This is a genomic window from Paenibacillus mendelii, assembly GCF_024498075.1.
Lineage (GTDB): Bacteria > Bacillota > Bacilli > Paenibacillales > Paenibacillaceae > Paenibacillus_Z > Paenibacillus_Z mendelii.
The window spans coordinates 117,137-139,231 of the sequence record NZ_JANHOF010000015.1; the positions used below are offsets into that span (position 1 = coordinate 117,137).

Here is a 22,095-nt window from a genome sequence, read left to right on the forward strand (position 1 = left end):
ATATGTGAATTGGTTTTAATATAATCCCTTACTCCCTGCTCACAAACCTCACTTGCGTCCGCCTAATTAGCAGATCAGCAATCCCGTTCGCTATTTTTTGAACACCTTCCTCTATCAAAGCCTCTTCTACCTGTGAAATACTCAGGCGTATGACGTTGTCCTTGGCAAACTCAGGGAGATACATTCGCTCAGCATTATCCACGAACACATTCTCCTGCTTGAGGTGATCCACTAGCTGCTCCGCTTTGAGCGGTACAGGCAATTCTATCGTAGAATAGAATCCGGACTGTGAGCCCGAATATACTGCCCCAGACGGAATCCATGCTTGGTAGGCTTGCTGCAGGATGATGGCCTTCCTGCTATACAACTGCCTCATCCGATCAATATGTGCGTTGAACATCCCGCTCTGAAGATAGATGAACAGCGCACCTTGCGTAAGCAGCGGCGAGTGTACGTCCGCGGCGGACTTACCCTTTAGATAAGCATCTCGTAATACGTCGGGAAGCACTACCAGACCAAGTCGGAGACCCGGAAGCATGACTTTCGAGAAGCTCTTCACATAGATGACTCTGCCAGAGGGATCATAAGCGAACATCGGATCTGCCTTCGCGTCCGAATCCAGGTCGCCCATATAGTCATCTTCAATAATATACACATCATATTGCTGCGCCAGCTCAACAATCCTTCTCCTTACCTCATTCGTATGGCTATAGCCTGTCGGGTTGTGAAATCGGGTAACCGAATAGAACAGCTTGATGTCGTTATGCTTGAATATCTCCTCCAACCGCTCCAGATCAATACCGTTACTCCCAACCCCAATACCGTAGGCCTCCCTGCCATGCTGCCGAATCGATTCCATAAATCCGACATGTGTAGGCTGCTCAAGGCATATATTGTGCTTCCCATTCGGAAAAGGCAAGGATACAAGCAAATGCAGGGCTTGCTGTGAACCCGTTACCACATAAATACGCTCAGGTACTGTGAATACCTGGAGGTCCTGCAAGTGTCGGGCCAATTGAACTCGCAGCGAATGCAGTCCTTGAATGTCCGAATAGATGAACATATCTTCCTTGTATCGTTCTATCGCCTGGTTGATACAATGCTGGAAGTCCCGGTAGGGCATCGCATGTCGATCAGGCCCAGCGGTATGAAAATCAATGACATCCTGCAGGTTGTCCGCTATATGTTTCTTAGAGCTCTCAATGACATAATACCCGCTCTGGGGCACAGAATAGATTACGTGCTTCTTCTCTAACTCGTCATACGCCTTCATCACCGTGTTCTTACTGCAAGCCAATTGCTGGGATAAGGCACGGATAGAAGGCAGCTTGTTCCCCGGTTTCAACAAGCCTTCATCAATTCGCTTAATGAACATGTGGTAAATATCTTCGTATAACATTTATTGTCCCCTTCCTGCCAGCTGTACGGGTACAGTTCATGAGAAAAGGCATATCCCCTTCAACGGCATTCCCCTATACTTAGGCATGTCATGACACGAATAATCGCTAGAGTCTGTGTTGCCATTATGGTTAAACCCGAGGAGGAATGCAAGTTGAAAAGCGTTAAGAATGTTGTTCAGTCGCTCATCGTTCTGCTGCTTATTAGCAGCTTTAGCATGATTGCAAGCTCGGCTAGTGCGGAGCCGGCTCTGAAGGAGCTTCATGCGGAATCATTATTCCATGGGGTTCCAGGCACGATCGTCATCAAGAACTTGAAGACCGATAAGATCTACACCTACAACCGGGTTAGAAGCACGATGCGCTTCACACCGGAATCCACATTCAAAGTACCGAATGCGCTAATAGGTCTGGAAGAACACGCGGTGGAGGATGAATACGAGGTCAAGCGCTGGGACGGAGTAGTCCGGGAGTTCGATGTCTGGAATCGGGATCATAGCCTAGCATCCGCTATGAGGCAATCCGCCATTTGGTATTATCAAGCATTAGCCCGTGATATTGGCCCTGAACGGATGCAGAGCAACCTCGCTCGTATCCATTATGGGAATGAAGACATCAGCGGCGGGATTGATCAGTTCTGGCTGAACAGCAGCTTGAACATTTCTGCTCTAGAACAGGTGCATTTTATCGAGGAGCTGGTGGAAGAGTCTCTGCCCTTCAGTGAACAAACGATGAGAACGGTCAAACGCATGATGATTGACAGCGAGGAGGACGATTACACGCTTCATGGCAAGACAGGAACAAGATTATCCGATCTCGGCCTCGGCTGGTATATCGGCTATGTGGATACGGATCATGCGGACTGGGTGTTCGCAACCAATGTCGACAGCAGCGGCACAACCGCTAAGGCCATTACGCTGGAATGTTTGGAGCGGTTAGACATTATATGAGCGCTTTCCTTCTAATCACTTATGCCGTGTTGTTCCTGGCATTTGGTTTGTTCGAGCTATGGAGCTATGGGCCTATCGGTCTGGCCGTTCATTAATTGTTAAACTAGGGATTCCGATTATCGTTTTCCTCATCAGTCTGATTGGTTTTCAATTGGAAAAAGTCTCGCCTGATGAGATTGGCGCTGCCTGGTTGAAGGAACTGACAATATAACAGCTGCCTACATGTCTTGGAGATCTGGGAGCAATGCCTCGGCGTCTGCTCCCGGTTTATTGCGCTATACTGCCGTCTTCTACTCTATTTCATAAAGGTTCCTATTCAAACTCTTAATAAAGGACTCCTTTGAATAAACTCGCGCCAGAGATCTAAAACTTGTGATACCAAAAAATCGCTTTCTCATTAGCGGTTGAAAAATTCGAATATAGCATAGTATCAACCGCTCCAATGACAAAATTGTTCTTTGCATAAAATCGGCAAGCCGAAATGTTAACATCCTGCGTTTCAAGTGTTAAGCCAATTAAGTTATTCTGCCTTGCCCACTCAGCAGCTTTTTTTAATAACTCTCCTCCGATTCCTTTTTGTCTGTGACTTCTCGCGACCTCAATATCTTCTATAAGTGCAAAACCATTCCAATTAGAACGAAGCTTTATCCTGGCAATGCAGATATTGTCATCATAAAATAAATAAATGGCCTTACCTTTTCCATCAATGTAACTGATGTCAATTTCATCGTTTTCATATTGTTTGAAATAGTGCTCAGGAAAAATCTCCTCCGTGTATGTCCATTTTTCATTTTCATATTTAGGTATGATTCTCCCCGTGACCAGATAACCTTCGTTTGGATTGTTATAATCCTTCATCGTAGAATGCGTCATTTTAATGATCATAACTAGTCCCCCCTCTACCCAACTCTTCTGACCGTTAACTTAATCCGTCAGAGGTTTGATTGGCCACAACCTTTAATTGTCCATCCACATGTTTCTCCAGCAAATGCGCGCTTTTATCAAGCAAAGGTTGGGCTTCTTTCAATGCGGATGATGGGAGTTCACCCTGGTTTACTGCGCTGATTATGTCTGACATGCGCTTATAATCATCTTTACTTATCCTTGTATCTGCTGCTGGACGTCCATCAGTTCTTTGACTCGATACCTTTACCTTACGAACGAAATTAGCACCCAAAAAGTTCCAACGTTGTTGTAGTAATCTGCCCTTCAGCTTAATGTTAAGGCTATCGCGCCGGCCGCGGCTATCGCTATATGTTCTAGTCCTCTAACACCCCGTTTGCTCCAAGGACCAAAAAAGGATCAGCCTCGGCTGATCCTTCTGTTTATTGAACTATCGTTCTCCGATTAAACTGTTCAATGCTTCATTAATTGGGGTTACAGGACGTTGTGTTTTATGTCTCAAGTTATTTATGATTTGTAAAACACCACCATGACCACCAGCCTTGGTCCTATGGTTTTATTTCCCTTTGATAAAAGTCATATAATTGATTAATAGAAGAACTTGATAAGATAGGAATGGCTCGTTCAATTTTCTCGCGTTCCCAATCGAACCAACGCATTTCCTTTAATTTTTCGATTTCTATGTCTGAAAAGCGTTTCTTTATTTCTTTAGCAGGGTTGCCGCCTACTATCGTATATGGTGGGACATCTTTTACAACAACCGATCCAGCCGCAACAATGGCACCTTCACCTATTGTTACACCAGGCATAATCATTGCATTCATGCCAATCCAGGCATCACTTTCGATGATTGTATCCCCTTTTGGTTCGTAAGAAGTTTCAATCTGCTCCACAAACGGATATACGGTAATCCATTCAGAATGATGATTGTGATTTCCACCCATTAATATAATTACACCACTTGCGATGCATACGTAATTTCCTATTAACAATTTATCTAAATGCCAACCATGGTCTTCGATGGGGTTAAATAACTTTCTTGATTTATCATCTCCCCAAAGGTATCTAACGCACCCATCTTCAAAATCATGATTATCGTAATAACCAGAGTAATAGGAGTATTCCCCTACTTCAATCATTGGGTTGGTGACAATATCCTTTAGATACTTAATTTCAGACCAGTGGTTAAACCGATGTTGTTTCATTCTTTTCCCTCGCTTCTAAGTCATATAAAACATTTTTCTACTTAGAAGCTTAATGCAGTAGCAACATTCTTAAACCGTTTCAAACGACGAACCATCGTCCTCATCCTTTTCTTTATTTGATGGGGACATTGTAACAAACGAATTATTTATTCGTCAAATTATCAGCTTCCGTCCTCATGAAGAATGGACGGCAATTTGCCGGGACAAGAACTTACATCGTTAAAACAAAAAGCCGCCTGTTTGGCGACTTCTTATGCTTGTAAGTTCTTGTCCTCCTATAACCATACACAGCAGTCTCATGGCGTAGTTTATTGCGCGATCTTTTCCCGTTAACTTATCTGCTTATTGCTGCTTGGTACGAGGATATTCATAAATATTAAACTTGTTGTCTTTTCATTCCAACTGCAAAAACTTCAAAATTCATACTTTCATAGTAAGGAACTAACTCTTTTTCACAAAAAAATTGTATGTGCAAGTTGTCTTTTTTGCAATACTCCACTAGTAAACGTGTAATTGCAGATCCAATCCCTTTATTTCTATAATCGGAGTGAACTCCTAAACCGCACAAGTAAGCATTAATGATCCCATCAGAAACTATTCTTCCCGTACCAATTAAGCGACTTCCATGATACGCATAGATAACGTACCAGCTTTGCCTCATGGCGGTTAGTAGCTGGTCTTTATTTAGTTGTAAAAATTCATTCCAATGAAGATTCTCATACAGCTCATATATACTTTCTTCAGTTGGTAGTTCTGTAGCATATCTTATTTCCATTGGATTGGGCTCCTTAATTCTTTTAAATGACTTAACACGTTCAAACCAACACCTTCGCCGCGTGGTTATTGATTAACCCAGTTTGGAATGTGATGTCCAAAGTACCCTTTGTTCAAAACCAATTGTCTTTACTGATTCAGGTAGTATATCTGTACATAACTCAATGTTTACTATCTTGGCTTTGTTCATAAGCAATGATTAACTGTTCAACCGGAAGCCCATTAATAATTAGCCCAGAGATTAAACAATCTTCGATGCAAACTCCCGATAAATTGCTTCTCGTTATTACGCTGTCATGAAAATCAACATTCTCTATATGTATGGGGTCATAATTCTCAGGTTGCAGCAACCAGCTGTCTCTTAACGTGGAACCTGTGATTCGCACCCCTGACAGATTACAGTTTTTTATTTCAACATTGGCGAGATCACATCTATCAATTGTGCTTCTTTTGAAATCATTCTCAGCGAATCGAATCGGCTTCGTGTGTCCACCCAGATCATGAATGAAAGCGCCATTTATTTGGCTGAACCCGAGCGACAAACCGTCAAGATCAAGATGCCTTAAAGACAGATTCGTCATACCGCCATGATGAATTTGCACTCCGTTCAGCCGACTATCGAATATTTCCGCTCCGTCCATAACAACATCGCGTATAACGATACCCCTCAGATTGGAAGATTCGATCTTCGCGTCTGCAAAATCCACCCTGATCATCGTCTTTCTATCTAGCGACTCCGTGTCAGCTCCGCCGAAAAATAATGAATCAATCGTACAATTGAACAAGATAGCTATTTTGGGTAGCAAGGAGATGTCTGGCGTAGCTAATCCGTTCTCCCATTTGGATACTGCTTGTCCGGTCACGCTCAAAAGATCCCCTAATTCCTGCTGGGTCATATTCCGTTCCGATCGAAGTGTCTTTATCCTATCATGAAACTTAATCTCATCCACCATGGGTAGACCCACCGCCTTTAAGTTGTTGATTTCATCTTTACATAGGGTCACCTACAGATGCAATGTAAACAAAGTTGAGTGGTATACAACCATTAGTTGTATGATAATCCAGACCATTTCGATTGTGTAGTGAGTCACTAAACGGCTTTTTGTTTTAGCGGAAGCATGAAAAAGCCGATCCGCCGCCGCGGATCGACATTTCACTGATTTAGGGATCCTAATACTAAAAACCCAATGTTGAACTAAACGCTCATAAAGTGTCACTCTAGAAGAACGATCAGCTCGTTCTCTATCAACAAAATTGGTTATAATATATTAAAGCTCAATGACCTTCGTCGCAATATTTTTACAAAATTCACTGTCATGTTCGACAAAAAGAATCGTGGGAGAATAATCCAGCAGGAGCTCTTCAATTTGCATACGTGAAATAACATCGATAAAATTAAGTGGTTCATCCCAAATATGCAAATGAACTTCCTCACAAAGACTTTTAGCAAGCAATACTTTTTTCTTCTGACCTCCGCTAAAAGCTGAAATATCTTTCTCAAATTGAAGTCTGGAGAAATCAAGCTTTCTTAGTATGGATTTAAACAGACTCTCTTCAATCCCGTTGCTTGCAGCATAATCAGATAAATTACCCTGGAGATCGGAAGTATCCTGTGACACGTAGGATATTTTCAATTGACTATCCTTTCTAATATGGCCTGTGTATTTTAAATCTACACCATAAATCAGTTTAAGAATACTTGATTTTCCCGATCCATTTTTACCGGAAAGCGCAATTCTCTCACCTTTCTCAATAGAGAAACTTATATTTGCACAAACTGTCTTATCTCCGTAAAAAATCGAGACATCGTCAAGTTCAGCCAGTTGATTTTTGTGAAATGTCAGTTGTGAAATCTTTAGGCTCTCTGAGTTCTCGATGTTCTTAAGGAGTTTAGACTTTTCATCGATCGCAGATTGCTGTCTTTGCTCAATGTTCTTTGATCGCTTCATCATTTTAGCAGCCTTGTGGCCAATGTATCCTTTATCTACTTTAGAACCGGAATTTCTTGTCCCGTTTTTGGATTTTTCCACTTCGTGTGACCAGTTACCTGTTCGTTTAGCAGATTCGGATAAACGCTTGATATCTTTCCTTAGTTTTTCGTCACTTGCAAGCTCAAATTGATCTTGCCTCTTTTTATTTTCCCACCAAGCAGAAAAATTACCTTTTTGAATTTCGATGTTGGTCTTATTGATTGAAAGGATGTGGTCTACGCAATTATCAAGGAATGATCTATCGTGAGATACCAATATAAATCCATTTTTAGTACTAAGATAATCGCTGACAAGTTTTCTTGCATGAATGTCTAGATGATTTGTAGGTTCATCAATCAACAGAAAGCTATTTTCCTTAATGAATAATGTTGCCAACAATACTTTCGTCTGTTCTCCGTTTGACAATGAATCAAAAGGCCGATACAGGACATCTTCAGAAACTTTTAACAAGGTAAGCTCACGCATCAATTTCCATTGGAGATAGTCCGGATAAATATCTTCAATTACATCAAGGGTCATATATTCCTTGTTTTCGACATGGAATGGAAAATAGTCAAAGGTAACATTGGCGGAAATATTGCCGCTGTATTCATATTTGCCTAGCAGCAAGTTGAGGAATGTTGTCTTCCCTCTACCGTTCCTTCCCGTAAACCCTAATTTCCAATCGGTATCTAGTTGAAAACTTACATTTTCAAATATGTTATCATAGCTGCCTTCATAGGCAAAAGTTAAGTTCGAAACATTTATTAATGACATTTTAGAATCATCCTCATATATGTTAATAGTTCTTTACGTTGAATCAGTCCGTCGTTATACATATTTGTAAGGTTTAATCTGATCCATATAGCTGACCACAGGCTGCATTAATATCTGAACCAAATTGGGTTCTGACCGTGACATTAATGCCTCTTGATTTTAATATCTGAAGGAACATGTTCACACTATTCTGATCAGATTCGCTAAAGCTCTGAGGTGTTGCGTCGGTCGTGTTATAAGGTATCAGGTTAACGTGATAGAGATGCTCCCACAATCCCCTTCCCCTCAGTAGCTCTGCAACAGCCTCCGCATGTTTTATTGAATCATTTATTCCTCTAAGAAGAATATATGCGATGTATACCTTTCTCCCGGTATGCTGTATATGACTGTCCAACACGCTCATCACTTTATCCAGCGGGAAACGATCATTAATGGGCATCAGCTCACTTCTCTGATCGTCGAATGGCGAATGTAGAGAAAAGGTTAGGTTCACTTGCGGATAATCCTTCATAAGCTTATAGATACCCGGTAGTATACCAATTGTAGAAACCGTAATTCTTCGGTGGCCTAAACCAAAGAGCTGCGGATCAGTCAGTATCTTCAGTGCGTCAAATATATAAGGGTTTGCGAGAGCCTCACCCATTCCCATAAAAGAAACACTGTCCAAAGGATGATTGTTCAAGTAAAAATAAAGCAATTGATCGGTTATTTCATCGGGTGTAAGATTTCTTTTCAGGCCGATTGTTCCAGTAGCACAAAAACGACAACCAAACCCACATCCACATTGGGAGGATATGCAATAAGACTCCCACCCGCGTTTATAACTTAACCTTACTGCCTCTACACGCTCATCACCAGCTATTGCAAACAGAATTTTGCTGACCTGATTCGATTTTTTTTCTAATACCGGTGTGAGGTTAATTACATTATTTCCAATTTCCTTAATTAATTCATTACGTAATAATTTAGGCACAACGGTCATCTCTTCAAAATTGCTGATTTTTTGTTTGAATATAGCGTCAGTAATTTGAAGATATCTGTAATTAGGCTGTTTAAGGCTCGATACTATTTGACAAATCATTTCATATTTTGATTTTGGTATCATGACTATCTCCCTTAGAACGGAGAAAAACGCAAACAAGCACCAGTTAACCGGTGCTTGTTTGCGTTCACATTAACCAAACTATACATAAAAAAACTAAGCGATTGTAAAAGTCATCGCTAAGCGTATCTATACATAGAAGGATAAAGTTCCGGTATCTGATTTGTTATTTGGTGAACCATGTCAATGATCAATCTTGTCGACAGGTTCACATGAACATCTACAACCTCAGATATATCCATCGCTTTATCCCTCCTTTTAATAATCTATAGAATTAATATTAAGAAACTTAACATGAAATCCTGCAACAGGTCAAGTCGTTCTACACGATCAAGGCCGTCTTAGTCTTTGAAGTGTTACTGTCCCTTGTTCGGAGAACCTATGATTGGCGACTACTCAGGCTGTTGTTTCTATTAGTCATTCTCGCCTACTTGTATTTCTTTTTGAGGCGTGTCATTTAATCTTATCGTCAATAACTGTATCCGAATCTAACTCCACTGCGGCTTGCCTTGGTTTAAAAACTTGATTTCAACTGTTACAGCCCACCCTTGATGACAAGGTGTGGGCTGTAACGTAGCCGAAATGAAGTACAGTTTCAAGGCACACGCAGCGGTTATTGTCGATATCGAGCCTTCCGTTCTCCATGAAACTCGTCAGCTTATTCCATGAAGCTATGTAGAATCATAGAACAACCTATTTACGAATAATGGAGCAGGATTATAGTGATTTTTTACCACGCTATATTCTCCCATCCCTTCTGGCGTTCTTCCCGAAACCGTTGTACCCACTGTTCAGCGACATCGTCTGCCAGTCGATCGAGTGACGGCGGGGATACATGAACATGGTCCGTTGGAATATTCAAGAAATCTAACACTCTCATAACCGTTCCTTCGTAATCTAATATAAAATCCTCGTAGACAATCGTCAGCGGCACGATACCCTCCTCCGAGAAAAATTGTTCCATAGCAGCCTCACGAATCGAGCACTCGATAAACAAATGAGAAATCGCTTCGAAATTATAATTATCGGCAATATCATGCTCTTGCGGCTTCTCCCCATAGGTTCTATGCCACTCACCGGAAACGATTGCGCGCCACCACGACACAGCCAAACGCACTTTGTTTCTCCGCGTCATCCAAATATGCTTGCTGCAATTCGGAAAAGCCGCGCGCCAAACCTCAGCCTGAGTCGCTGTTTCCGGCAGATCATATAGCTTCCGTAAAGCATGAATCCACTTTGCGCTCAGTGACGTCTTCACCCCGAATACCCCGTTTGAAGTTGTACCTGCTTCCCACATCTGTTCGATATCTTCTTTACGAACCGTCTCGATTGATCCCCCAAATGCCCCATTCATCCACTCACAGGGATTCCCTGCAACCCCTGTGGAAGCTAACGCATGGTTTAATAATGTACTTCCCGTCCGTTGTGAATACCAGATCGTATAGCTTTGTTTAGGTTGTCTCATAGTAATTCCTCCTTTGATGTCCTTCTGGTGTGTTTGATCATCGCGCATACTCCTTTCCATGTGAATAGATCAATGGGCAGCACAACAAAAGCCACGAATGAACGAAGGTTCATCTGCGGCTTTTCATAAGAGGAGAACCGGATAAGTGAACACGCTCATTCTGTTCTCCTGCAACCCAATATTACACATTTATGTATGTAGTGTAATCATTTCCTAATAGACGATCAAGGTAAATTAAATTTATAAGTAACTTTACGCGACCAAATCCAGCTAAGAGAATTGAAACATGAATAAGAACCGAAAAACTTAGACTGAATTTGGCGCAAGGAAGACCGATTAGGAAAGGCGGTGCAGGGTGGCGCGGACGGAAAGCATTCGGTACATCGTCTACGGGGGCTGTTGGTTTCGGCATCCCCGCAACTAGCTGCAGTGGACTTTGTTATTGACGAATTTCCGGAAATTTGAAGGTCTCCCGCATGAAACGAATGCTCAGTTTCTCCAGTTGCCGATTAAAACAATAATATTATGCATGTGATCCCGAAATAGACACAAAGCGGACTATAGAGCCAAGTATCATTTTTAGCGAATACAGTGTGTTTTACTTTCTTAAAAAATCCGACAAGATTAAAGTCACCTATTGCCCGAAGAATGAAAACAACTGCACAACCTATACATCCTGCTCTTATTATGTTCGTTGTCTTTAAATAAGGTATAAATCCTCCTAGAACCATTAGAATGAAACAAACGAATAGAAGAAGAATCGCCACCAATAGCGTACCTGACTTACCAGGAACAAAGGCCGGTTTATTATCCCCCGCCTTCGAAGGGATGACAGCCGTGCTCCCCCAGCGGCCACCATACGCCCAATACACATGCAGGATACTAATCAGACCCAAGAGACTTAAGGATGATAACGTCATGATGATTTTCATTGAAACACCTCCATTAATATTTCACATGCTAATCATGCCTAACAATAATACGGTGCACAACCACATAGGAACATCTCTTTCATATCTCGACTGATACTTATACGAAGCAGTTCTTAGCGTCCGGGCAAGAATTTCGATCCGAACCTCGTGCATACCCGCAATGGTGTATCGATTTAATCCGGCTTAGATAACTACTCCGGAATTACGTTGTCAACACGCTTCGCATCGGTCTTAGGACGGAGAGATCTTTCATTCTGGCGATGCTTATAGAGCATTGGAACATCGAGTACTATTTATAGGTAGTACAATGGTTTTCTCAGGAAATCCGGAAATTGAAAGGGTGGGATTCATGAATGACAATCAACCTGTGTCGGCGTCTTCACTGCTGAGCAACCGGTTCGTGCAAGCGATTTTGATGTCTACGTTGTTTTTGCAAATCGGAATATGGGTGCGAAATATCGCCATCTTGTTTTATGTCAAAGAAATGACGAATGACGATGCGTTCGCCGTCTCGCTCATCTCCGTTGCGGAGTTCGCGCCAATCTTCATTTTTTCGTTTATTGGAGGCACTTTCGCAGACCGCTGGCGGCCGAAAAGGACAATGGTGTGGTGTGACCTATTAAGCGCGGTTTCCATTCTCGCAGTGCTCTTTGCAATGATGAACGGCACATGGAAAGCGGTTTTCTTCGCGACATTAGTCTCGGCAATCCTATCTCAATTTTCGCAGCCTGCCGGCATGAAGCTGTTCAAGCTGCATGTGCCCGAGCATTTAATGCAAAAGGGCATGTCGGTGTATCAAACGTTATTCGCAGTATTTATGATTTTCGGGCCGGTCGTCGGCACGTTCGTATATCAGAACTATGGCATCAAGTTCGCTATCGGCGTAATGGGCGTGGCCTTTCTGCTGTCGGCAGCTTCGCTCGCCTTGCTGCCCCGTGACCGTCAAGACGAGGACGAGAAACACAAGTCGCAGCTGTCGAAAGACATCAAGGCGGGTTTTCGATACGTGTGGTCCAGTGTTATTCTCCGTAAACTCGGCGGCGGCTTCATTGCTGCAGGGCTTGGCCTCGGCCTTATTCAGCCGATGGGTATCTTCCTCATTACGGAGCGGCTTGGGAAGCCTGAAGATTACTTGCAATGGTTCCTCTTGGTCAACGGCATCGCGATGATTATCGGCGGTGTGCTCGCGATGAGTCTCTCCAGCAAAGTATCGCCTCAGAAGCTTCTGGCGTTCGGTATGGCGGTCGACAGCTTGACGATGATCGCCATGGGACTGTCGAAAGATTATTGGTTCACACTGGGTCTTCAGTTCGTAAGCGGGTTTGTGCTTCCGTGCATTCAGATCGGAATCAACACGATGATTTTACAAAATACGGAGGAAAAGTTCATAGGCCGCGTCAACGGGATTCTGAATCCGTTATTCATCGGCTCGATGGTTGTGACAATGATGTTATCCGGCGCACTCAAAAACGCGATCTCGCTCGTACCGCTGTACGTGATTGCAGGTTTATTCTTCCTAGTGGGCGTAGCGGTTCTTTCCCCACTGTTTAAGTTAAAGGGTGTCGTTCCACCCCAAACCGAGAAAGCCGTGGGCAGCTCTTCCGTAATATGAGATTGACCATGGCGCAGACCTCCGTCACCATACCAGCATAATTACAAACGCCCGTCGTTCATGATTGACTAATGAACGACGGGCGTTGTTCTCTATCCATTTGCTAACCTTTGACCTGTTTGGCCAGATCAGCAATTTTTTTACTCTTCAGAAACTGCTCCATTTGCAGCTCGGCCTCTACCACAACCTGTTGAATCAAACATTCGTTTCTATGGTTAAAGCTGCATTCAAACAGAGAAGCCGTACCCTCGATCGCCTGAATCACATCCAGAAAAGAGATATCCTCTTGGCTGCGTTTGAGTCGGTATCCTCCGTTAGCGCCTGATATGGAGTGGATTAATCCAGCCTTGACCAATTTGGTCAGCATCTTGGATAGATAAGTCTGGGAAACGCCTAATTTCTCGGCTAAAAGCTGCACGCTCACCGGTTTATCCGGTGCTTCATCCACCAGATAAAGCATCGCATGGAGCGCATAGTCGGTTGCTTGTGAATACTTCATGGAACACCTCGAATACAGACTTTATTCATCTATAATAACGTTGATTCGAGAGTGAGGCAAGTCCTTCACCATTAGGCAAAGTCCTCTTCTGTCAGATCCATATTGACGGCCGCTGCAGCTTTACTACCGGAAGCGGCGGCGAAAATCAATTGAGACGGTCCCACATAAGCCGCATCTCCTGCCACATACAATCCAGAAACCGTACTCCTGCCCATTTCATCAGCCGTTATCATCCCATTGTCGGAGGCTTCATAGCCCAACTGCTTGGCGAATAATGAGTTTGGAAGCAATTTCGGACGAATAAATCCTCCGCTTCGTTCAATGCGTGTATCGTCTGTAAAGATTACCTGTTCCAACAAACCGTTCGGACCATAGAACGCTTCAATGGGAGTTTCGATAATCTGAATTCCTTTAGCTTCAAGCTGATCCTTCTGTTCCTTCGTTAAAAGGACCTGACCGTTCGTACATACAATTAAATCCCTGCTCCAGTTGTAAATCATTTTGGCCATATGATAAACTCCCGGATCGTCCGACACAATTACAAGTGGCTTATCCCTCAGTTCCCAGCCATCGCAATAAGGACAGTTGAACAGACTTCTTCCATACATGCTCTGCAGTCCCGTTATTTCCGGTAAGATTTCCTTCAAACCGACAGATAGAATTACTTTTCTGGCTACTATAAGCTCACCGTTCATAGTCAGGATTTCAAATCCCTGCTCCTTGCTGCGAATATCCGTTACTTCGACCGGCCAATGCTGAACCGACGGATAACGGAGCACCTCTCCATAAGCGATTCGCCTAAACTCGGCAGGTTCGATACCGTCACGGGTAAGAAATCCGTGGGAAGCATGCGTAACTCTGTTCCTAGGTTCATTATTGTCTATCAACGCTACGGTTCTTCTTGCCCTGCCTAGCACCAATGCTGCATTTAATCCTGCCGGTCCACCGCCGATTATGGCACAATCGTACATCATAAGGAACACTCCCCTAAAGAGATTTTATAGACTCATTATGTCTATGAACAGTATGAAAAAATACGGCGGAAAGGAATTCATACTGAACCGCCATCGTGTTTCATATCTATAATAGACTTCAGATATCTATAATAACCTTTATGCGAATGTAAATCAACAAGCTGGCGGGTTGCAGTTGAACCGCATACTTCAGGAATGCTCGTTCGCGTCAAGCGCCTCAGAGAAACCCCGTTGCCCGCACAACTTGCGATCGATCTTTTAAGCAATAAGCCTATGGGAATGCGTTAGCATCACGCCCCATCAAGGGCGACCTCTCCAGCAATTTCTTCATAATCCAGCCATCGTCTTGCGTTCCGTCCGCAAGGTGACTGCAAGCGAGATCAATAAGTCCTGCCCACCACATAGGCGTGAGGAGCTCCCACTCCTCTGGCTCAAGCGGCGATACTTCGTCGTACCCGTGAATAATCTGGTCATACTTCCCGCGCCATGAAAGTGCAAAGTCGCCAACGCGATGGTCGATATGTGCAAGCTCGAAGTCGAGTAAGCCTGAGAGACGCCCCTCTTGATATCGCAAGTTCCACGGTGTGAAATCACCATGAACCAGAATGCCCTGCCGATTCACCAGCTGCATTCCCGCTACCCGTTCACGAGCCCGCTCCAGGTGCCATCGTAATAACTGTACCTCTTCAGGTCTCTTCTTCTCCTGGTCAGACAGTAGATAATCTAACGACTGGTCGCTAAGGATTTCTTCACATCGGCGCCAATTGCCGCGCTGTCTAACCCCCGTCAGCTTATTCAGATCAGCATGGAATTGAGCCAAAAGACGCCCCCGCGCACGTTGTTCGGCTATCGGGTCAACGACGGAGGGTGGTTCGCCAGGAAGATACGGAAATAGACACCATACTTGATTTCTTATCAAGTACGGCCCTTCCGCAACACGTGCCACTGGCCATCCCAAAGCAGCTATTCTTGTGAGGATATCGACTTCGTAGTCAATATCCTCTGCTGTTTTCGACCAAAGGCGCAGCACCATCAATTCGCCTCGACATTTCACGAGCCAGTGTTGATTGATTCTGCCTCCCAGTGCTGCAACGACCTGTACAGCAAACTTTTCCAATACTTCCTCATGAGGAAAATCCGCATCGTGCGCAGCCATGACTATATCCTCCTTGTTCGTCTTTGTAAGGAGCAACGGGGTCTTGTGCGTGATATTCGATAAAGATGTGTCATAATGGCCTATTGCTGACTTGTTTTCTCCATAAATACGAAACGGAAATTACGTATCCAATTCTACATAGGCTCTTACAGAACCGATCAGCTTCTTGCCCACTACGGCTTTGAGTATCATGTAAATGTTGAATTGTTGTTCCAAGCCTTCTAATGATTGTACAAGCGGTTCAATGGAATAATCATTGTAAAGGATCGCAATTCTGTAACAAACTTTTTGCAATGCAAGTATTTCACTCGCATCCGTTACGATTGCCTTCTCAATGAATGTCTTCATCCAGCTCACCTTCCTCAGCTCAGCTCTACTCTGCTCTGCTCATATCATCTCACTCCATAATAACGCAGTTCCCAGGTGGAAGAAATGATAAATTGGCTGTATCGAACGGCATAAAGCCGCGCAGCCGACTCTCGTCGACACGCGGCTTTATTAGGTTGTTCGGCAAGCGTGTCAATACGGCGCAATTATCGAACTGTAACCGTCAATTCTTCGCTCTCCGTCACACCATTGTCGTTAATTAGCTCTGCGCGATAGAGATAGCTGCCAGGCTGCTTGCCTGTGAACGGTGTTATCGTGGACTGCGATCCCGGTGTCTTCATTGCAATAGGCTTTTCCTCGACCAGTATTCCGTTCTCATACAATCGGTACGTATGGCCGTTACTTCCCCACCACATGTTCATCTTAACCTGATAGTTCCCATCCTGATCCCAGTTGTCGCTTGCGAGAACCGGTTTACCGGGATTTGCATCGGTCACCACCACCGTGATTGGCTCGCATGAGGTCGTGCCCGCGGAATTGGTCAACTCGCAAGTGTAGACATAGGTTCCGTTCATTCTCCCCTTGACCTCGAAGGATGCAGCTTGAGCTGTAGGAGTCGAGGGGACAAGCGACCTGCGGTGGATCTCACGGCCATTCTCGAACAACTTATACGAGGTGCCATTGTTTCCCCACCACATATTCATCGTGATGGTGTAGTCACCGTCTTGTAACCCCGTATCATGCCCGTTGTTATGCGATAGGACCGGTTTGCCCGGCTGCCCTTCAACCGGCGGGTTTTCTTCCGGCAAGCTTAACATGCCGACGACAAATTGCGCGTACCACCGCGAAAGAAAATCGTTCGGATGGTTGATATTGTTGCCGGTCATGTCGTGGAACGCCTTCTTCTTCAATAGCTCTGCGTGCACCCCGGTTATATCGGCCGCGGCGACTCCGCTCAGCTCGCCCGCCAGCTCACTTAATACCGGATAATAGAGCGGATGTTTTCCGAAGAAGAAGGTCTCCGAATTGGGCAGCGTGGTACCGACGAGGATGAACTCCGCATCCGGATTGTCCGCGCGTACGGTCTGGATGATCGTTGCAATATTCTGTTTGAAGAGTGCCGGTTCGGTACCGTCTCCGCGCCCGGTACCCGATCCGTCATTCATGCCGAATGCGATGATTACAAGATCAGGTTGTTGATCGGCTACGAGCGTCTTCGCTTGCTCCACTCCCCATGAAGAGGTCGTTCCGCCAACCGACGGGTTGATGAAGGTGATGTCCGATCCATGCCGTCGTTCCAATTCCTGCGCCGCAAGCTGCCCCCAGACAGGCAGATAAGGTGGTACCTGCGTGAAGCCGCTGGCATTCGCTCCGACCGAGATGCTGTCCCCATAGAGAACAAACCTAATTGGCTCACCGTTCTTCAGCCTGTCAGTCGTTCGGGGCAGTGCTGTGTCCGCATACAACGGCGTCGGTCCCTTCCAGGCATCGGACTCATGCGTATAGGTGACGACAATTTGCCGGTCATGGAAGAAGGAGCCTTCACGGAATATGACGCCGCCTCCGCCGTTTCTGGGCATGCTCACATTCGGAATGTATTCTGGCAAATACATTTCTGTATCGGCCATATATGGAATGCGTGTATTGGGGGTCAGCTTTAGCTTGCCATCCTCAAGTACCCAATCGATCCCCTCCACATATTCCATATCTAGACGCGCGCTCATCACCGACTCGACGCGAATCGGCTCGAATAGCAGTGAAGCTTCGGCCGGTTCGCCGTCGCGCGACATCATCAATACGGATTCATTCACCATACGTTCTCCCTGCCAAAAAGGCTGCATGACCATTTCCTCCAAATCAGCCGGATCTTCCACATTATCATGGCGGACCAGGCCGATATAGTCCAGCTGGAATCTCGAGCCATACCAAGGCTCTGATGTGCCGACTGCACGGAATGATACCTCCATCGATTGAACGTTATTCCGGTAAGGCCAGCCGCTTATGTCCGCTTCGACCCGGTTCCACGCATCCGCGCGGGTCTGAATGATGTTCTCCAGCACATGATCGCCGCTGCGGAGACGAAGCCTGGTCTCATACCCGGTGCCTCCGCTGCCTCCATAGCTGTTCACATGTAAGAAGATGGCGTCTGCTTCCGTCAGATCAAGCGGCTGTTCGGGCGTGACGGAGACCGTTCGCCATGTGTCCGCCGCCATCGTAGGGAACGACGCTTCCAGGACGTAGGCGCCCAGTGCCGGTCCGAACGGCGCGTTCGCAATCCGGTCCACGCTCTTGACTTCGTCCACATGCTCGGCGCCGGTCCATCCCAATGTTGCGGCTTCGAAATTATACAACAGTTTCTCGAAGGACGGCAGCTGGTTCTCTCCCGTCGGCTTACCGCTGTCGAAGGTTTGGTCTAGCGTCTGGCCCATATAACTGAAGCGGATGCCTGGTTTGGCACCCGGTACCGAGTGGAGCTCGGTTATGGTCAACGGGTAGCTTCTTGTCTCACCGAATGCAATTCCGTTAACATCCAGCGCAGACTTATCCAAGACCATTCCGTTATGCCCCGCCAATTCAACCGTTCCCTGCATCGGTTCAGAATCGTAATTCGTGATCCGGACCGTCATGGCTCCGCCCGGCGCCGGCGCGGATTCCATAAGCGTGGCCAATGCGTCGTAATTGCCGGGCCTCGTAAGAGGGGCACCGGTGAACCCGACATCGTCGACCAGCACCTTGCCGGACCAGGTCCGATTGCCCGAGGAAACCGCCCCTATCTTCAGCCTGTCGATCGAATGGCGCTTGCTCCAGCCGCTCAGATCGAGCGACAGCGGAATCCAACCCTGTTCCGGATCGACGCGGACGACTCCTTCCGTCCAATCCGTTCCGCTGTATACCTTCAATTTCACATAATAAGGCGTACCTGGCGAAGTCCCTGTCAGCTTGACGGCTAGACGGAGATATGGGTGATCCCCCGCATCATAAGGGGACGCCAGACGTTTGGACACTCCGCGCCACTTAAGGGCAAGATCGGAGAAAGCGGTTTCCAGCGCACCCGTGCCCTCGTAAGCATCCCCGCTCGATTGAACGGCAGACATCACGTTGTCAGCCGGTTCCCAGCCGTCCGTCCCCGACTCGAAGCTATCCCCCTGCGAGTGTGGCCCCGAATCGGAGACGAATCGGATCGGCGAGCGCTCCTGCAGGTTTCGAACCGCAAGCGCATTCGGATCAAACCCCGTGATAACATCTTGCCATTCCTCGATGCCGATAATCGGCTTGGCGAATGCTGCGGCTTCAAGCGACCGTTCCGTATCGATATCTCTAAACACGTCATAGATGAACTTCTTGCCTTTGGGGGTAAAGGGCACAGTTTTCTCCGGATCCTGTGTCCACAGCCCCATGTTCAGCCCTGCCGATGGTATATCGATATGGCTGAACCAGATGAATGAATCGATGCCTGGGAGGAACAGCGTTTTGTAATACGCATAGGCGAATGCTGCCGCTTGCTGCTTGGCAGCGGCTTCCGAACCGTCTGCCGTATGGATGCCTTGCTCAGACAGAATGATCCGGCGCGGCGACCCGTTCAGCAGCAGCTCATTTCGCTTCATGTAGTCGTTCAAGACATGCAGATTCTTGAAGGTGATCTGCGGCGAATCGGCGCTGTCTATGGCGCGTTCGTCGTTCCAAGGGTCTGCGTTGAAGAAATCCTCGGGATACGGGTGAAAGGCGACATGCCATGGATAATTCCCGCCATGATTGGCTTGTTCGTTCATTAAATCGATGATTTCACGCGCTTTGTAATACCGCATAGGATTACCGCCTGCAGGCTTTGTCCAATTGTTGGTCAGCGAAACATAGACACGGGCATGATCATAATATTTACGGGCCGCCAAGTAAGCGATCCGAACCGCCGGCTCGTATTGCTCAATGAATTGCCTGACCGATTTCTCGCCCATATTCTGCCACTCCCACTGGGCATCCACTTCGTTACCGACGATATAACCGACTGCACGGCCGTATTTCTCGTCCTCACGCGTATAGCGGTCGGCTATAAACTCCATCGCAGCTCGGAATGCCTTGACTCCTGCCTCATTAGCTGTATTGAAGGCGAATACGGTCCCCCCTTGAGAAGGATCGGCATCCGGATGCATGAGAACATCGGTCATGGTATTCGGATCCTGCGACGCATATAGAATAAGCACCAGATTGACGATCGTTCCGTTATCGGATAGCGGCTTGATTTGTCGATCAAGGGATTCCACATAGCCTTTCTGAAAATAATAGGTTTCTCCATCCATGGAATAGGCAATCGTGTTGGACGGATTGGAGTTCCCCTTGTACATCAGTCCGGTCAAGACAACGTTAACGGCGGCGTGCGCCGCGCCAAGCTCCTCTGCATCGTCGCTCATCATGACTTGAAGACCTTTTTTCGAATGCGCCGTCGGGTACGAGTATTGATGCCGGGCATCGAACGTAATGTCTGTCGCGTACTTCGGCGCATCGACATACCGCGGAGGCACCGATGAATCCGGGTCGAGCTCCGCGACAAGAAACTTGGAATAGTATCTGTCGCGCTCCCCATCGTATCTCGGAATGGAGAAGGTGAATGCGCCGCCGCTTGAGGACGCGTCCTGTACCGCTGCCGGTGCCAGGGATGACGTATTGGCTTCATGCTCATAAGGGGCCAGTTCATATAGGGCCAGCTTCGTTCCGGCTGCAGTACCCGGGGGCGAAGCTGTTCCCTTTAACGTAATCAGATCCTCGCCTACGCTAACCTCGCTTACCGATCCGATATATTCGACCGGTGGGCGGTCATCACGGTCGAGGGCAATCTCCTCCAGCTCTAAGCTCCCTGCCGTACCCGGATTATCCGTGAGCGAGATCCGCAGCCGGTTCACCTCACCTGTCCAAAGCGGTTGGGCGGCCAACCGGATCGCATAGGTCCTGGTCTCACCGTCCGACGCCACAAGCTGGAACGTCTGCGACTTGGACGGACTGAATACAGGATCCGCCTCGGTCGTCCAGGAGAGGAGGCCCTGGGTGTTCGCGGACTGGTTCCGCAGCTTCAGCAGCACAACATTCTGACTTGAAGCGTCGATCCGCGTAACATTCGAAGTAATTGCCGCTCCCGCTCCCGTTCCCGTTACGGGTATCGATAAGCGACCGTTCTGAGTCGTTAATGGCAAAGTCGAATCATTACCCGTCCAGCCTTCCGCATCCCCAGGGTATTGGAACTGCCAGCCCAGATCATTGGCCGCGTGTACGTAGTCGACCTGGAACTTCGGATCCGGCCAATACGGCAGCGGATCTCCGCCGGGGAAGGGATCGACAGCCCTGTCGTAGGCATGCTGCCAACTGATTTCGAGTTTGTCAATCGAGTTCCGGCCTGCCCACTCGCCAATCATGAGACCGATACGGTTCCACTTGTTCTCTGTCGTCCTTACGATTCCCTCTTCGAAGCTCGTTCCGCTGTAAGCCCGGATCCGGACCAGATAGGGCATATCGTTCGGCAGATACCCGTAATGAGCGAAAGCCATCATAATATACCGTGATTCCGACAGGTCAAGAGGCTCTGCGAATTCGCGGTATACGGTCCGCCATACGTTATTCTGAAGATTTAGCTCACTCTTAGCGGTAAGAAAATACAAGCCTTGATCGGCAGCGAACACGTTCAACTCCGAGTTCACCCGGCTAACGGACTGTGTATGTTCCCCCGCTTGCCAGTTCGCCAGCGATTCATTGGTCTCGAAGTCGTCGATCACGCGGTAAGGATGAAACAGGTCAACCGTACGCATGTTGGACGTCTGCTCGAGATGCTCCGAGACTGAAGCAGCTGCAGCTCCTGCACCTCCCGTCCAAGCCGTAACCAATAAGACAGCCGCTAGCCATGCACCACAGCCACGTTGAATTAATGACATCATTGCGATACCCCTTCCATCTCATGATTGAAGAACCTTTCCTTATCTTCGAACCGCTCCTTCCCATTGTATGAAAAAAAACCTCTGAAATGGAAGCGCTTTCAATTTAGAGAGTTAATTTCCACTTTTCACCGCCC

General features: G+C 46.6%; 16 protein-coding genes. 2 read left to right on the forward strand and 14 right to left on the reverse strand.

Going from position 1 to position 22,095, the window contains the following annotated elements; translation table 11 throughout:
- Nucleotides 1-28: 28 nt before the first annotated feature.
- On the reverse strand, nucleotides 29-1,399 hold the full coding sequence (locus NNL21_RS29450) for an aminotransferase-like domain-containing protein (RefSeq protein ID WP_204821880.1): 1,371 nt from the start codon (nucleotides 1,397-1,399) through the stop codon (nucleotides 29-31).
- A gap of 216 nt (nucleotides 1,400-1,615) precedes the next feature.
- On the opposite strand from NNL21_RS29450, the gene blaOXA reads away from it, so the two are divergent.
- On the forward strand, nucleotides 1,616-2,347 hold the full coding sequence (gene blaOXA / locus NNL21_RS29455; RefSeq protein ID WP_373567610.1) for a class D beta-lactamase: 732 nt from the start codon (nucleotides 1,616-1,618) through the stop codon (nucleotides 2,345-2,347).
- 363 nt (nucleotides 2,348-2,710) lie between these two features.
- Here the strand turns inward: blaOXA and NNL21_RS29460 are convergent, their stop codons facing one another.
- The 8 genes from NNL21_RS29460 to NNL21_RS29495 form a co-directional block, all read right to left on the reverse strand.
- Complete coding sequence (locus NNL21_RS29460; protein WP_204821882.1) at nucleotides 2,711-3,232, reverse strand: GNAT family N-acetyltransferase; 522 nt, start codon at nucleotides 3,230-3,232, stop codon at nucleotides 2,711-2,713.
- 566 nt (nucleotides 3,233-3,798) lie between these two features.
- Nucleotides 3,799-4,455 carry a CatB-related O-acetyltransferase gene (locus tag NNL21_RS29465; RefSeq protein ID WP_204821883.1) on the reverse strand — a complete coding sequence of 219 codons (657 nt, stop codon included), beginning with the start codon at nucleotides 4,453-4,455 and terminating at the stop codon, nucleotides 3,799-3,801.
- 376 nt (nucleotides 4,456-4,831) lie between these two features.
- Nucleotides 4,832-5,230 carry a GNAT family N-acetyltransferase gene (locus tag NNL21_RS29470; protein WP_204821884.1) on the reverse strand — a complete coding sequence of 133 codons (399 nt, stop codon included), beginning with the start codon at nucleotides 5,228-5,230 and terminating at the stop codon, nucleotides 4,832-4,834.
- Nucleotides 5,231-5,390: 160 nt separating this feature from the next.
- A complete protein-coding gene (locus NNL21_RS29475; protein WP_256555567.1) occupies nucleotides 5,391-6,182 on the reverse strand; it encodes a helix-turn-helix domain-containing protein in 792 nt (263 codons plus the stop codon).
- Between the two features lie 315 nt (nucleotides 6,183-6,497).
- Complete coding sequence (locus tag NNL21_RS29480) at nucleotides 6,498-7,976, reverse strand: Lsa family ABC-F type ribosomal protection protein (RefSeq protein ID WP_204821885.1); 1,479 nt, start codon at nucleotides 7,974-7,976, stop codon at nucleotides 6,498-6,500.
- 73 nt (nucleotides 7,977-8,049) lie between these two features.
- Nucleotides 8,050-9,081, reverse strand: coding sequence for a Cfr family 23S rRNA (adenine(2503)-C(8))-methyltransferase (locus NNL21_RS29485; RefSeq protein ID WP_204821886.1), 1,032 nt, complete (start codon nucleotides 9,079-9,081; stop codon nucleotides 8,050-8,052).
- Nucleotides 9,082-9,808: 727 nt separating this feature from the next.
- Complete coding sequence (locus NNL21_RS29490) at nucleotides 9,809-10,543, reverse strand: Stf0 family sulfotransferase (protein ID WP_204821887.1); 735 nt, start codon at nucleotides 10,541-10,543, stop codon at nucleotides 9,809-9,811.
- A 509-nt stretch (nucleotides 10,544-11,052) separates the two neighbouring features.
- Nucleotides 11,053-11,475: a DUF3995 domain-containing protein gene (locus tag NNL21_RS29495; protein ID WP_204821888.1), complete on the reverse strand. Its 423-nt coding sequence runs from the start codon at nucleotides 11,473-11,475 to the stop codon at nucleotides 11,053-11,055.
- A gap of 349 nt (nucleotides 11,476-11,824) precedes the next feature.
- Here NNL21_RS29495 and NNL21_RS29500 point away from each other — a divergent pair, with 349 nt between their 5' ends.
- Complete coding sequence (locus tag NNL21_RS29500; RefSeq protein ID WP_204821889.1) at nucleotides 11,825-13,087, forward strand: MFS transporter; 1,263 nt, start codon at nucleotides 11,825-11,827, stop codon at nucleotides 13,085-13,087.
- A gap of 103 nt (nucleotides 13,088-13,190) precedes the next feature.
- Here NNL21_RS29500 and NNL21_RS29505 read toward each other — a convergent pair whose 3' ends face one another.
- The 5 genes from NNL21_RS29505 to NNL21_RS29525 all read right to left on the reverse strand — a co-directional run bounded on the left by NNL21_RS29505 (nucleotide 13,191) and on the right by NNL21_RS29525 (nucleotide 21,961).
- The gene (locus NNL21_RS29505) at nucleotides 13,191-13,586 is read right to left on the reverse strand and encodes an RrF2 family transcriptional regulator (RefSeq protein WP_204821890.1); all 396 of its coding nucleotides are present in this window, start codon (nucleotides 13,584-13,586) and stop codon (nucleotides 13,191-13,193) included.
- A gap of 71 nt (nucleotides 13,587-13,657) precedes the next feature.
- Nucleotides 13,658-14,560 (reverse strand): NAD(P)/FAD-dependent oxidoreductase, encoded by a 903-nt coding sequence (locus NNL21_RS29510; RefSeq protein WP_204821891.1) that lies wholly within the window; start codon nucleotides 14,558-14,560, stop codon nucleotides 13,658-13,660.
- 271 nt (nucleotides 14,561-14,831) lie between these two features.
- A complete protein-coding gene (locus tag NNL21_RS29515; protein ID WP_204821892.1) occupies nucleotides 14,832-15,716 on the reverse strand; it encodes a phosphotransferase enzyme family protein in 885 nt (294 codons plus the stop codon).
- A gap of 120 nt (nucleotides 15,717-15,836) precedes the next feature.
- Nucleotides 15,837-16,064, reverse strand: a complete 228-nt coding sequence (locus tag NNL21_RS29520; RefSeq protein ID WP_204821893.1) for a hypothetical protein — start codon at nucleotides 16,062-16,064, stop codon at nucleotides 15,837-15,839.
- Nucleotides 16,065-16,249: 185 nt separating this feature from the next.
- Nucleotides 16,250-21,961: a DUF5722 domain-containing protein gene (locus tag NNL21_RS29525; RefSeq protein ID WP_204821894.1), complete on the reverse strand. Its 5,712-nt coding sequence runs from the start codon at nucleotides 21,959-21,961 to the stop codon at nucleotides 16,250-16,252.
- Nucleotides 21,962-22,095: the final 134 nt, after the last annotated feature.

Coding starts and splice junctions, on each gene's coding strand:
- NNL21_RS29450 (WP_204821880.1), bottom strand. CDS start 1,399: ATGTTATACGAAGATATTTACCACATGTTCATTAAGCGAATTGATGAA.
- blaOXA (WP_373567610.1), top strand. CDS start 1,616: ATGATTGCAAGCTCGGCTAGTGCGGAGCCGGCTCTGAAGGAGCTTCAT.
- NNL21_RS29460 (WP_204821882.1), bottom strand. CDS start 3,232: ATGATCATTAAAATGACGCATTCTACGATGAAGGATTATAACAATCCA.
- NNL21_RS29465 (WP_204821883.1), bottom strand. CDS start 4,455: ATGAAACAACATCGGTTTAACCACTGGTCTGAAATTAAGTATCTAAAG.
- NNL21_RS29470 (WP_204821884.1), bottom strand. CDS start 5,230: ATGGAAATAAGATATGCTACAGAACTACCAACTGAAGAAAGTATATAT.
- NNL21_RS29475 (WP_256555567.1), bottom strand. CDS start 6,182: ATGGTGGATGAGATTAAGTTTCATGATAGGATAAAGACACTTCGATCG.
- NNL21_RS29480 (WP_204821885.1), bottom strand. CDS start 7,976: ATGTCATTAATAAATGTTTCGAACTTAACTTTTGCCTATGAAGGCAGC.
- NNL21_RS29485 (WP_204821886.1), bottom strand. CDS start 9,081: ATGATACCAAAATCAAAATATGAAATGATTTGTCAAATAGTATCGAGC.
- NNL21_RS29490 (WP_204821887.1), bottom strand. CDS start 10,543: ATGAGACAACCTAAACAAAGCTATACGATCTGGTATTCACAACGGACG.
- NNL21_RS29495 (WP_204821888.1), bottom strand. CDS start 11,475: ATGAAAATCATCATGACGTTATCATCCTTAAGTCTCTTGGGTCTGATT.
- NNL21_RS29500 (WP_204821889.1), top strand. CDS start 11,825: ATGAATGACAATCAACCTGTGTCGGCGTCTTCACTGCTGAGCAACCGG.
- NNL21_RS29505 (WP_204821890.1), bottom strand. CDS start 13,586: ATGAAGTATTCACAAGCAACCGACTATGCGCTCCATGCGATGCTTTAT.
- NNL21_RS29510 (WP_204821891.1), bottom strand. CDS start 14,560: ATGATGTACGATTGTGCCATAATCGGCGGTGGACCGGCAGGATTAAAT.
- NNL21_RS29515 (WP_204821892.1), bottom strand. CDS start 15,716: ATGGCTGCGCACGATGCGGATTTTCCTCATGAGGAAGTATTGGAAAAG.
- NNL21_RS29520 (WP_204821893.1), bottom strand. CDS start 16,064: ATGAAGACATTCATTGAGAAGGCAATCGTAACGGATGCGAGTGAAATA.
- NNL21_RS29525 (WP_204821894.1), bottom strand. CDS start 21,961: ATGATGTCATTAATTCAACGTGGCTGTGGTGCATGGCTAGCGGCTGTC.